A 13,232-nucleotide genomic window follows, 5' to 3' on the forward strand; every position below is an offset into this window, starting at 1 on the left:
AAACTGGCACTCTTAGCCAATAAGGAGATTAACGATGAAATTAGCCGTCACTCACCACTTTTATTGGCTAGCAATCCTCTTGTTACTCATGACCGCCTGCGGTGGCAGCGATGACAATACCCGCGATTTGGATGATTTTGCCCCCAGCGAAGCCGATCTGTACCTGAATGAGTTTCTCGATATTCTTCGCAACAACGCAGTGACACGCAATCAAGTAGACTGGGGTGCGCTAGACACCGAAGTACGCGCTTTGGCGTCGGATGCGACAACCATCCCTCAACTCTATCCGGCGATTACGCGCGCACTTGAGCTGATTGACACTAACCATTCGTTTCTCCTCTCGGCCAGTGGCGAATTAATATCCTATCCAAGTACGGTAAACTGCCAACAAAACGTGATGATGGACATGCCGGATGACTCCCGTATTGGCTATCTACGCATTGATGCATTCTCATCTCGCGATAGCGCAGAAGCACGCCAAAAGGCTCTGGAAATTCAAAGTGAAATTGCAGCACAAGATACGCCGGAAATCATCGCTTGGGTGGTCGACTTCAGAAACAATCAGGGTGGAAACATGTGGCCGATGCTGACTGGCTTGGCACCCTTTTTTGATAATGAACTTCTTGGCTATTTTGTCGACCCCAATGAACAAGCGACACCATGGGGCGTTAATCAAAATGGTTCTTATGTTGGCAATGATCGTGTGATCGCGTTAGAGAATAGTTACGAGCTAATAAACCCACTGCCCAAAATTGCCGTGTTAGTTAGCCAGCGCACTGCTAGCTCAGGCGAGGCGGTTACCATCGCATTCAAACAGCAAGTCAATGTCGCTTTCTTCGGGACTGACAGCTGTGGTCTCTCAACCGCTAATCGAAGTTTTGAGTTGCGCGATGGCAGTACGCTATTTTTAACCGTGAGTACCATAGCAGACCGCAATTTAGTTAAATATGGCGGGCGAGTTCCGGTCGATTTTAGCACCGCCAATAACGCTACGCTGGCAACTGCAATAGCATGGTTGCTAGAGTAAATTCATCCATTGGCGAGAAAATTATGCGACCGACTTACTCGCCAAGCAGTGTAGAGTTCGACAAGAAACAAATAGCAGTGAATTTCGCGATGTAAAAGAGCAATTGCTGGAATCAGTTTATCAACGCCAGCAATTGACCTACACTACAGTTCATTCACTATCAAATTCTGTCTGTTTTGCGACTTATGGGTCTATTTTCTAGCGGCTTACGCAGGGCTATCTGCCTTGGTTTAGCGATGACGTTAAACTGGAATTTCAGCTTCGCTTCGACTATTACTGAAGTGCAGCAAGCGCGAGCTGATGGCAATTTAGTCGTAGCGGAGGAGCTCGCCCAACAATTATTGCAGGAAAGTAAGCAAACCAACGATCTGCAAAAACAAGCAGATGCTCTGTACCAACTCGGTCGCAATGCCATGGAGCGTAATGTTTACCCTGACGCGCAAAAATGGTTTCACGCTGCGCAAAATTTATATCAAGATTTGGCTGATGAAACCGCGCTGGGGCGTACGTATCGACAGCTGGGTCTTACCTATCGCTATCAAGCGAACTACTCGGTTGCGTTAGAATATTTATATTTAGCACTCGCATTATTTCAGCAGAACAACAGCGAGCGCGAGCTCGCGTCAGTGCACAATAGTATTGGTGTCGTGTTAGAGAAAATGGGGCAATTTGATGAAGCCGTGACCTATCATCAACAAGCACTTGAAGCTAACTATCGCCTTAACGACCAAGCCGGCATCGCCTCTGCACTGTATAATCTGGGTGATATACGGCGCACCATGGGCGACCTTGCGCTCGCATTGGACTACTTTCAACAAGCATTGCTGCTAGATGAAGCTAACGGCAACCTCAAGGATATCGCCTATAGCAGTTATAAGATTGGTTTCGTCAACATGCAGATGGGCAATTACGCTCCGGCACGCGAATTTATACAACGTGCATATGATTTGTTTGTGCAAATAGAAGCGCAGCGAGACATCGACTGGGCGCGCTCTGGTTTGGCTGAATTGAGTTTTGCAGAAGGTAACATCACTGCCGCCGAGACCCTCACAAACGAATTGATCAGTAACGCAAAAACGAATAATTACAATAGTTTATTAATGGATCTTTATCTATTAAAAATAGAGATATTAACCGCCAAGCAAGCCTTTGCTGAGGCCCTGTTACTTATTGAAGAAGCGCTACCTTTTGCACAATCGATTGACGAAGCGCACAAAGTTTCCCAGTTATTGGCATTGAAGGTTATCGTTTCCGAACAACAAAGTGATATTACCGTTGCTTATGCTGCACTGAAACGTCAGAAAGCGTTGGATGACGAGCTCTTCAATCAAAAGCGCGTTGCAGCCATTGCTAGCACCCAAGCACAAACAGAGTTTGTTCGTCGGGCCAATCAAATTGCCCTGCTGGAGCAACAACAAACACTTGAGCGGGTTCAGGCAGAGCAACGATTAGTAAAGCAGCAATTTATGCTGGCGGGCTTTATTGCAATGCTGGCGATTGGATTTTTAGTCTATTCAAGAATGATGCAGGCGCGATATACCCGCAAGCTAGAGCACGAAGTACAAAGCCGCACGGCAGACTTACAGGCGGCCAATGCAGAGTTAGCCGCGTTAAGCCTGACTGATAAGCTGACCGGATTAAAAAACCGACGTTTTTTTGAACATCAAATTGAAACCGATATCCAAACTGTGCAGCGTAAGTATCAGTCTGCGCAGCAACGAGGAACGCCACCCAAAGAGGCTGATCTATGTATTTTCGTAATTGATATCGACAATTTCAAAGCAGTAAACGACACGTTTGGACACGTTGCTGGTGATCAGGTGTTACAGCAAACGGCCAGCCGCGTACAAGCCGTTTTCCGGGCTTCTGACTATGTGGTGCGCTGGGGCGGAGAAGAATTTGTCGCAGCAGCACGCTTCATTGACCGGGAAAAAGCGTCAGCTATTGCTGATCGCTTAATCCATGATATGCAGAGCAAACCCTTTACTATTGATCAAACCACAAAACAAAGGCTCACTTGCAGCGTCGGTTTTGTGTGCTTTCCTTTGAGTCAAAATAGCCAAAGTGAAAGCGTGATGCAGGATCTATTTAGCATTGCTGATAGTTGCTTGTATGCGGCAAAAACCGCTGGGCGAAACACCTGGGTTGGGGTCAGTGATATCGCCCACGATCTGAACTATCCCCTGCCATCAACTGTGGATGCGCTGCAAGAATTAGCTACGAAAAAGGCGATAACGTTGGCCATTGCTAAACCTTAGACTGCGTGTTTGATAGCGTTAACTTGCGCAACGAGGAATTATGTCTTTTTCAGTCATCGACTTTTGGCAACGGCTCACCACTCCGAGTCAAACAATGTCAGCGCATTGGTGGCCACATGCCCTACTGCTGGGGGTGATTGGATTACTTTCAATTCACTTCATTAGTCTCGACGTTAAGCACGTCTATCAGTCTGACTATTTCCGCTGGGTCCATTTAATATTTCTGCCATTTCATGAAGCTGGACATCTATTGTTCGGCATGTTTGGACAATTCCTGGGATCACTCGGCGGAACCTTGGGGCAACTCATCATCCCTTTGATATTCTGTTACGCATTTTATCGCCATCGCCACGACACATTCGCAACCGCCGTTTGTGCCTGGTGGTTTGCACTGAATTGCCTTGATATTGCGCCGTACATCGCTGATGCACGCGCCGGTGTTTTACCTCTTTTGGGCGGTAATTTCGGACACTCTGCACCGTATGGATTTCATGACTGGCATTACCTGCTGAATGAAACTGGACTGCTTGCCTATGATCAAGGACTCGCCACCGCCTGCATGTGGCTTGGTCGGATCATGATCATTGGATGTAATTATTGGTTATTGAAATTATTGGTTGCCGCTAAATAATCATCGCCCTTTTCTATATCCATTCCAAGACAATCGAATGGATCTTGCTTTTCCCTCTTAAAAATAGTGGTTTTAGTTCTTCACTGGCAATCAGTGTTACTATGAATGCTCAGTAATAGGCGATTAGCTGTTTATGAATATATGGAGTCAATATGAAGCTTGATGCTATCAATTTTAAGGACAAGTTTTCGAAATTTTCTCAACATTGGTCTCCGCGTGTTGTTGCAGAAATGAATGACTATCAATTTAAATTAGTAAAAGTTGAAGGCGAATTTGTTTGGCATAATCACCCTGATACAGACGAGGTCTTCATCGTTTTGGAAGGTAGCCTTAATATAGAATTCCGGGAAGGTCGGGTGACTCTGAATTCAGGCGAAATGTTTGTTATCCCGAAAGGGGTAGAACATAAGCCAGTTGCTATCAGTGAATGTAAGATCATGCTTGTTGAACCCAAAGGTGTTGTTAATACTGGTGATTCAGGTGGTGAGCTAACAGCCCAAAATGATCTTTGGGTGTAATGTACAGCTCCTAAAGCCATAAAAGAAGAAACGGGCAGTACTGGCAAACAGTATGAGGAAGCCCAATTTCTTTGATATTGTCAGATTTTGCTCTAACGTCTAAAGGTCAATTGCTAACTTGCTACGAACAAGGGAGAACTATGCAGCGCTTTTTTACCTTTCTGCTTTGCTCGGCCAGCCTATCTTGCTATGCCGATTTCGAATGCCAAAATGGCGCCGCGGCGCAAGAAGTGCTCAAGCAACGTGATAAATTCAATCGCGCTATCGTCAATGCCAACATCGATGACATCAAATCAGTTCTAGCCACTAACGTAACCCTAGTAACAGGTTCTGACAGCCTGCTATTTAATGGTGAGCAAGAACAACTGGATGTGTGGGCAGAAGACTTTACTAAGCCAAATGAACGTTTAATTTATCACCGTCAAACAGCATGTGTAAATGTTAATCCTGCGGGCAACATGGCGATGGAGTTAGGTCATTGGACGGGTAAAGATAAACAAAAAGTCCGCTTCAAAGGTAACTACACAGCCAAATGGCGACTCAATTCGAAGTCTAATGGTTGGGAATTAGAAGCCGAAATATTTATGACCAAAGAGACGCTGTAACGGATCACCCCTTTAGCGATTTAACTCGATGATCTTAATTTAAATAAATGCTCTATTGCATTGACTAGCAATACTGAACGTAGACTACTTTTCAAGCTGGCTATCGACTGGCGTTACAACTGGCGGCGTGCGCTCCTGAAGCACAAGTTCATGGCCAATTTTACCAATCGATGATAAGCGACTGCGCGGATTCACTATTGTTGGCCGTGTTAGTAACAGGTTATTCGGATAAACAATCACTTCCCGCTCTTCGGTGATCAATTTGGCACTGAACAAAGTAACGTCAGCAATGTATCCCTCGATATAATTGTCACCGTCGATAATGCGTATGTAGTTGCCACGGCGAAATGACGGTTGAAACAACAAGACAAAATAACCCGTAACGTTTGACAATAACGACCAACTGGCAAATAGCGCAACACCGGTTAACGTAAGCAGTGACGTGGAGATCAGCAGTAAACCGCTAAAGTCTATCCCCCACACGACTAAAAGCGCGGACACGGTAACAATGCCAACGATCAAGCGAATGATATGATAAGCCTTTTTGGCGGCCTCACTTTTGAACTTAGAGCTGATGACTTTGCGTTCAATTAACGGCAGGGCTAACCGCGTAACTATGGTGTAGGCAATCAGTAAGACACCAGACCAAATCAAATGCGACTGATACGCAGTCAACCATTGGGTGAGTTGATTTAGCCAAGGTGAATTAAGCATAAAGCTCCTACCGCCGATCGGTTAACGCAAGAAAAATTAGGCGTTTGTGCACTCAAGTGTCCAACGTAATGTGGTGGTAGAGTCGCCTAATACAGATTGGAAATGATCATAACACTTTGGTTTGGGGTTCACCAAGAAACGGTGTTGACAGATTTGCAGTAAGGGAATATCGGCGGCACTGTCTGAGTAGCCATACCTAACTTGAGGGCCTGCTAAATAGCCATTCTCTTCAAGTAATTTAACTTTATTTTCTTGGTAGCAAAAAACGTCGCTAATACGCCCACCCAAGTATGATCTATCACTTGAGCCCAGCAACACATCATATTCTAAACCCAATGCACGGCAAATATCCCGCGCGAGCCAACGCAGGGCGCCCGTAATGACAATGACCTGATGGCCTTGTTGACGATGCCATTCAAGAGCTTGCCGACCTTGCGGGTAGGCATTTACACGCTGTTGCTCGATCACAAAACGGGCGGCTTGACGGCGCAAGGTTAAAGACTGCTTATGTCCAAGCCCTACCGTGGCTGCCCACAAGTAAATAGAATTGCGTTTTGCCTGTGCAACGTTCGCTTTACTGGCCAAATGGATAAATGGCATTAGCATGCTAATCAATAATTTACGTCGCCACGTGCGGGTTAACATAAAGCGCAACCAATGTGCGGTGCAATCAGCCGAGATCAGCGTGTAGTCAAGATCAAACAAAGCAACCACCGGTTGCTTTGTTGGTTCTTTGAGATTAGCCATTGGCTCCTTCAGTTTTGCCTTTGTCGTAGGGAATTTCTTCCTGCAAATGCTCAACTTTTTGCGTTCGCTCAAGCGGTGATGTGGTGTTGCGTGCAAACCATGCATACGCGGTGGGCACGACATACAGCGTCATAAAGGTTGCAACAATAACACCGGCAAAGATAACCATACCAATCACTTCGCGGCTCTCTGCGCCAGGACCGGATGCCAAGACCAGTGGCAGGGCACTGAAAACGGTGGTGAAACCAGTCATCACAATTGGGCGCAGTCGCATACTCGCAGCCTTGCGCAGAGCCATTTCAAACTCTTCGCCCGCATCGCGTAACTGGTTGGCAAACTCAACAATGAGTATGCCGTTCTTCGCCGCCAAACCAATCAACATCACCAGTCCAATTTGGCTGTAAATATTGATACTCAATTCAGCAACATACAACCCAATAAAGGCGCCTAATAGGGCGAGTGGCACGGTGAGCATAATGACCCAAGGGTGGATCCAACTTTCAAACTGTGCGGCCAAGACTAAATAGGTTACTGCCAGTGCCAACACGAAAATGAAAATAAACGAGTTACCAGATTCTTGATATAGCTGTGACTCGCCTTTGTAGTCGATGGATACCGAATCAGGCAGCTCAGTAGCAACGATGTTTTCCAAATAGGCCAAGGCTTCACCCACCGTATAGCCGTCCGCTAGGTTCGCACTGATGGTAATGGCGCGCATTCGGTTATAGCGGTTTAATTGCGCAGACGTTGCCCGCTCTTCAAACGTCAACAAGTTATCCATCGGGATCAATTGGCCGGTACGTTGCGAACGAACATAGAGATTATCGATGCTACGCGGACTGCGAAAATCATCTTCATCGCCCTCCAAAATAACATCATATTCTTCACCGCGGTCGAGGAAGGTCGAAACCCGACGTTGCCCCAGCATCGTTTCCAAGGTGCGACCAATGTCGGAAATAGATACCCCGAGGTCCGCCGCGCGGTCACGGTTAATGTTGACCAACAATTGCGGTGACGTTTCTTTATAATCGGTATCGAGGCGGACTAGATTTTCATTTTCCGCCGCTTTCGCTACTACCGTATCTGCCCACTCCACAAGCTCTTCATACGTGTTGCCTTGCAATACAAATTGCACCGGCCGCCCGAATCCTCGTCCGGCTATCGAGCTGCGCATGATGGCAAAAGCTCTGACATCTGGAATTTGACTTAAACGCCCGCTGATTTCATTCATCAAGGCAAAAGTATCGCGTTTACGTTCGTCCCAATTAGCCGCTCCAACAATCGCGATCCCTGCACCGCCGCCAAAGCCGGGTGTACGCACCAATACACGTTGGGCTTCACCAGATTCGCGGTATTCCAATAAGATCTCTTCGATCTTGGCCAGATTGGCTGAGTTACTCTCGTAACTAGCACCTTCTTGGGCTTGCATCAGAATGAAAAAGTTACCGCGATCTTCACGCGGTACAAACTCTTCCGGCACCAACTTATACAGCTGGTAAACAGCGACCACAGAAAATAACAATAAGATGGTCATCAATAGCGGCTGATGTAAGGTTTTGCTTAAGCTCTCAAAGTAGTTGTTTTCCAGCTTCTTGAAATTACGATCCACAAAGCGTCCAAACGCAGAGCTGCGCTCACGCTTTTGCAGTAACTTAGACGCCATCATGGGTGACAGTGTCAAGGCAGTGAAGCTTGAGAAAACGACTGCTGCGGCAATCGCAATGGCGAACTCAGTAAATAAACGCCCGATGTTCCCTTCCAAGAAAACCAGCGGCATAAACACACTGACCAGCACCAACGTTGTAGCGATAACCGCAAAGCCGACTTCTCGGGCACCGCGATAAGCAGCCAAAATTGGGGGTTCACCCAGTTCTATGCGACGATAAATATTCTCGAGCACAACGATCGCGTCATCAACCACCAAGCCAATCGCCAGCACCAGAGCTAATAAGGTTAACAGGTTGATAGAGAACCCCATGATATACATCACGGTGAACGCTGAAATAAGTGCAACAGGCACAGTTACCGCGGGGATTAGGGTGGCACGAACATTCCCCAAGAACACGTAGATAACCACGATCACCATAAACATGGCGATGCCTAGGGTATTGTAAACCTCGTTTATGGATTCTTCGATGAACACCGAAGAGTCATAACTGGGTACAATGAAGATATTCTCCGGTAAGGTATCCTCAATGCGCTGAATGGCCTCGCGAGCAGAACGCGCAACCTCAAGCGTGTTGGCTTTCGATTGCTTTACAATCCCCAAACCAATCATATTCACGCCATCGCCGCGGAAATCAGTTTTGTCGTCCACCGAGGTCAATTCTACATGGGCCACTTCTTTCAAGCGCACCAAGTAACCGTCATTCCCTACAGCCACTGTTAAGTTGGCAAAATCATCGGGGGTTAAGAACGTGCGCGCAACGCGCACCTCCAGATCTCGGTCTGCCGACTCCACCTGTCCAGCCGGTAACTCAACATTTTCTGAGCGTACAATCCGTTCAATATCAGCTACCGTTACACCACGTGCCGCCATGGCATTGCGATCCAGCCATACTTTCATGGCATAGTCGCGACCGCCACCAACCTGCACGCGGGCAACCCCTTCGGCAATCGACAATCGATCAACGATATAACGCCGTGCATAGTCGGTTAGCTCCATGGTATTTAGATTGGTGCTGCGCAAGTTGTACCAAATGATCACGTTTTCATCTGAATTCGACTTTGACACTTCAGGCGGATCAGCCTGATCAGGCAGGTTATTCAACGCTCGACTCACCCGCTCACGCACATCATTGCTGGCGGCATCAATGTCGCGGCTTAATTTGAATTCAATATTGATATTCGAGCGACCGTTGCGACTGGTTGAGGTAATGTTTTTAATCCCCTCAATACCACTGATGCGGTCTTCTAAAATTTGCGTGATCCGAGTTTCGACGATATTCGCCGACGCGCCCGGATAATTGGTGGATATCGAAACGATCGGCGGGTCGATATCCGGATATTCGCGCAATGATAATAACGAGATGGCGACTAGACCAAACACGATCAGCAGCAAGTTAACGACCGACGCAAAGACCGGTCGTTTTACAGAAGTATCAGAGATCCACATACATTAGCCCCTATTTGGCATTGAGCACATTGACCGCTGCACCATCTCGTAATCGCAGCGTACCTTCAGTCACAATCTGTTGACCTGGTTGCAGACCTGACAGGATCTGTACCCGCCCGGGACGGCGTTCGCCCACTTTGACTTCAGTTGACGTCACTTTGTCACCGTTAACTACGAAGACAAACTGCTTGTCCTGAATCGGAACTAAAGCCTTCTCTGGGACCACGATTGCCTCTAACATCTTACGTTGCACGGTAATTTGCAGCAGCATGCCCGGTCGCAATAGACGTTCAGGATTATCAATAATTGCCCGCACTTGAATGGAGCGTGTAACGGGATCAAGGCGCGCATCAATACTGGATATCTCGCCATTGAAGGTTTGCTCAGGATAGGCAACTGACGTCGCTGTTACTTTTTGTCCTTCAGCGACCGATGCCAAATACGCTTCAGAAACACTAAAATCGACTTTAACCCGGCTAATATCATCCAATGTAGTGATAACATCTCCAGGACGCACAAGCGCGCCCACACTGACTTGTCGGATCCCTAGCGTACCACTAAACGGCGCTACCACTTGTAATTCGCTCAATGCAGCATTCGCGACATCCAGCTGAGCTTCCAAGGCATCCACGCGCGCCTGTTGCTCATCCAGTAACTGCTGTGAGGCCACTCGTTCCTTAGCAAGCCCTTGAATGCGTTTGAGCTGACGTTTCGCCTCGGCGAGGTTTATTTCGAGTTCATTCAAACGCGCCTTTTCCGCGCGATTATTTAATTCAACCAGCAAGTCTCCCTGCGCGACCTGATCACCGTCATCAAAGACCACTGAAGTCACAACCTCAGCCTGTTGTGCTGTTAACTCTACCGATTCATTGGCTTGCGCAGTGCCCAAAGCCTCAATCACGATAGCGAAGGGCTGAATGCTCACGGTTTCAGCAATAACTGGCGTGGCGCCCCCACGACGTTGCTGTTGCTGGGTCTCTGCCATGCCCAACCAGCCCATCAGTTGCGGCCAATTGATGTAAACCAGAAAGCCTGCCAGCAAAATAGCACCTACTAGCAAAGGTGAAATACGAAATGCACGAGCCATAGTGATCCTGATAGTATTTATTAGTAGAGTATCGGCGTGCTTTTACAAATAAGCAAAGCCATACTTTTTAAGTTGCAGTATTGTACTGCTTTTATGCTCAATAGGATTGCATTTGTCCGCAAGATTTAGTTGTTTACCGCTTTTAACCTTGGTTTTGCTGCTCGGTTGTAGTGATCCGACACCGCATCCACCCGCATGTCGAAGCGCCATAAAACTAACGCCACCCGCCAGTAAAACGGCAGGCTGCATAATCGTGGCTGAGCAACAATTGCTGCTGATCAAACACCGACTCACGGGCCGCTGGGATATTCCCGCCGGTGGCGCGCAAGCCAACGAATCTTTAGCGTGTGCAGCTCATCGGGAAACCTTCGAGGAAACTGGGCTGAATGTCAGTGTCGAGCATTATCTTGGCACCACCGACAGTGGGCTCACGTTGTTCCAATGCGCCGAGCAGAGCGGATTGGGGCCGGAAAAATATGCCACGCTGCCAGTGCCATTTTGGGCGCAAACCGAAGTATTGGCGGTGCAATGGCATGATCCTTTCAGCTTACCTGCACGTGAATGGCGCTTTGTTGAACAGGTCACCGAAATTAAAGATGCCTTCGTCATCGCTCAACAACAGCAAAAGAATAAATCCTAAAATACAAATAAACGCGTACTAATCGGACCAATTTGCCGTATAATGGCAAAATTAAAACGCTTGTTTGAATTTATTCGGAGGTGGCTATGCCGCAGTACAAGGCTCCAATCACTGATTTTCAATTTCTACTTCGTGACTGGTTACAAATTGACGCGCATTATCAAGCGATTGGCGCTAGCGACTATGATGCTGAATTGGTTATGGAAGTACTTAATCAAGGTGCAAAGTTTGCTGAAGAAGTTGTTGCGCCGCTCAACCGCGAAGGTGACGAAGAGGGCTGTCAGTTAGTCGACGGCAATGTATCGACGCCAGCGGGTTTTGCTAATGCTTATCAGGACTACGTGCAAAATGGTTGGAATGCCATGCTGGGTGATCCGGATTTTGGTGGGCAAGACTTACCCTACTCCGCGGCCGTGCCAGTGCATGAGATGCTGAATTCTGCCAACCTGAGCTGGCGTTTGACTACCATGCTTACCGAGAGCGCGGTTTTAGCGGTGACTAAACACGCGACGGATGAATTAAAAGCCCAATACCTGCCGCAATTAATTTCTGGCGAATGGACTGGCACGATGAACCTCACCGAGCCACAGGCTGGCACGGACCTGGCTTTGTTAAGCACCAAGGCTGAGCCGCAAGCCGACGGCAGTTATTCGATTACGGGTAACAAGATCTTTATTACTGGTGGTGATCAAGACTGGAGCAGTAACATTATTCATTTGGTGTTAGCACGCTTGCCTGACGCACCTGCGGGAGTAAAAGGCATAAGTCTGTTTCTAGTGCCCAAATTCTTGCTTGATGCTAGTGGCCAACCGGGTGAACGCAACGCTGTAAGCGTAGGCAGTATTGAGAAGAAAATGGGGATCAAAGCCAGTCCCACGTGTGTAATGAATTACGATGGTGCCAAAGGATGGTTGGTCGGTGAGCCTAATCAAGGCTTAGCATGCATGTTTACCATGATGAACGACGCGCGTTTTCAAGTTGGATTACAAGGGCTTGGCGTGTGTGAAGCCTCTTTCCAAGGTGCCCTAGCGTATGCCCGTGACCGTCTGCAATCGCGCGCCCCGCAAGGTGCCCAGCAGCCGAATGACAAAGCCGATGCGATTATTCATCAGCCAGATGTGCGCCGCATGCTATTAACCCAAAAAGCGTTCGCTGAAGGGTGTCGGGCACTCTCGTTGATATACGCGAAAACCATGGACGTAGAGAAGTATTCTGAGGGTGAAGCCAAACAGCAGGCCGAGCATGTACTACAGTACTTAACCCCTGTGTGTAAAAGCTTTATGACGGATATTGGCTTAGAAGTAGCCAATCACGGTATCCAAGTCTACGGCGGGCACGGCTACATACGCGAGTGGGGTATGGAGCAATTAATGCGTGATGCTCGCATAGCCCAGCTTTACGAAGGAACCAATGGGATCCAAGCGGTCGATCTTATCGGCCGTAAACTCACTCGCAGTGGCGGCGTAATGATGCGCGCAACCCACGCGGAATTTGTTAAGTTGACAGACGCGATTGAGGATGACAGTGCACGGATTAGTGCGCAGGCCTTACTTAGCGAGTGGCGCGAACTGTCAGAGCAGATCCTTGCGTACAGTCCAGAAGATATTGCGGGTGGAGCCTGTGATTATCTGAATTACACTGCTTACGTATTGCTTGGCGTATTGTGGTACAGCATGGCCGATGCCGCGGTTAAGACCGATAATGCTGCACTGGCGGCCGGCAAAGTCAAAACCCGTGACTTTTATATTAAACGCTTACTACCGCGTAAAGATATGCACAAAGCCAGCTTAGTTGCCGGCGCAGAAGACTTAACCGCAGTCGATGACCGCGAATTCGACTATCTGTAAATTGACTTGTTGAACGCATTGATAAGGCTCGGAGCAATTCGGG

General features: G+C 47.8%; 11 protein-coding genes. 7 read left to right on the forward strand and 4 right to left on the reverse strand.

All coding sequences use genetic code 11. The features are described 5' to 3' along the window. Positions 1 to 34 precede the first annotated feature (34 nt). The 5 genes from AC121Z_RS14005 (at position 35) to AC121Z_RS14025 (ending at position 5,039) form a co-directional block, all read left to right on the forward strand. Positions 35 to 1,027: a S41 family peptidase gene (locus tag AC121Z_RS14005; protein ID WP_498124681.1), complete on the forward strand. Its 993-nt coding sequence runs from the start codon at positions 35 to 37 to the stop codon at positions 1,025 to 1,027. 236 nt (positions 1,028 to 1,263) lie between these two features. Beyond that, positions 1,264 to 3,285, forward strand: a complete 2,022-nt coding sequence (locus tag AC121Z_RS14010) for a tetratricopeptide repeat-containing diguanylate cyclase (protein ID WP_498124683.1) — start codon at positions 1,264 to 1,266, stop codon at positions 3,283 to 3,285. 40 nt (positions 3,286 to 3,325) lie between these two features. Continuing rightward, complete coding sequence (locus tag AC121Z_RS14015; protein ID WP_498124684.1) at positions 3,326 to 3,916, forward strand: hypothetical protein; 591 nt, start codon at positions 3,326 to 3,328, stop codon at positions 3,914 to 3,916. A 152-nt stretch (positions 3,917 to 4,068) separates the two neighbouring features. Further along, on the forward strand, positions 4,069 to 4,434 hold the full coding sequence (locus AC121Z_RS14020) for a cupin domain-containing protein (RefSeq protein WP_498124686.1): 366 nt from the start codon (positions 4,069 to 4,071) through the stop codon (positions 4,432 to 4,434). Between the two features lie 140 nt (positions 4,435 to 4,574). Further along, positions 4,575 to 5,039 (forward strand): nuclear transport factor 2 family protein, encoded by a 465-nt coding sequence (locus AC121Z_RS14025; RefSeq protein ID WP_498124688.1) that lies wholly within the window; start codon positions 4,575 to 4,577, stop codon positions 5,037 to 5,039. Between the two features lie 84 nt (positions 5,040 to 5,123). On the opposite strand, the gene AC121Z_RS14030 is transcribed toward AC121Z_RS14025, so the two are convergent. From AC121Z_RS14030 to AC121Z_RS14045, 4 genes are read right to left on the reverse strand one after another with little or no spacing between them, the layout of a single operon-like run. After that, positions 5,124 to 5,753: a mechanosensitive ion channel domain-containing protein gene (locus AC121Z_RS14030; RefSeq protein WP_498124690.1), complete on the reverse strand. Its 630-nt coding sequence runs from the start codon at positions 5,751 to 5,753 to the stop codon at positions 5,124 to 5,126. Between the two features lie 36 nt (positions 5,754 to 5,789). Next, positions 5,790 to 6,500, reverse strand: a complete 711-nt coding sequence (locus tag AC121Z_RS14035; RefSeq protein ID WP_498124692.1) for an HAD-IB family phosphatase — start codon at positions 6,498 to 6,500, stop codon at positions 5,790 to 5,792. After that, entirely contained in the window at positions 6,493 to 9,615 is a 3,123-nt protein-coding gene (locus tag AC121Z_RS14040; RefSeq protein ID WP_498124694.1) for an efflux RND transporter permease subunit, read from the reverse strand. Before AC121Z_RS14040 ends, AC121Z_RS14035 begins: the two co-directional genes overlap by 8 nt. Before the next feature lie 10 nt (positions 9,616 to 9,625). Then, positions 9,626 to 10,702, reverse strand: coding sequence for an efflux RND transporter periplasmic adaptor subunit (locus AC121Z_RS14045; RefSeq protein ID WP_498124696.1), 1,077 nt, complete (start codon positions 10,700 to 10,702; stop codon positions 9,626 to 9,628). 112 nt (positions 10,703 to 10,814) lie between these two features. On the opposite strand from AC121Z_RS14045, the gene AC121Z_RS14050 reads away from it, so the two are divergent. After that, positions 10,815 to 11,342, forward strand: coding sequence for an NUDIX hydrolase (locus AC121Z_RS14050; protein WP_498124698.1), 528 nt, complete (start codon positions 10,815 to 10,817; stop codon positions 11,340 to 11,342). An 86-nt stretch (positions 11,343 to 11,428) separates the two neighbouring features. After that, positions 11,429 to 13,189: an acyl-CoA dehydrogenase family protein gene (locus tag AC121Z_RS14055; RefSeq protein ID WP_498124700.1), complete on the forward strand. Its 1,761-nt coding sequence runs from the start codon at positions 11,429 to 11,431 to the stop codon at positions 13,187 to 13,189. Positions 13,190 to 13,232 lie beyond the last annotated feature (43 nt).

The sequence above is a fragment of the Alteromonas sp. DYW1 genome (assembly GCF_059752595.1).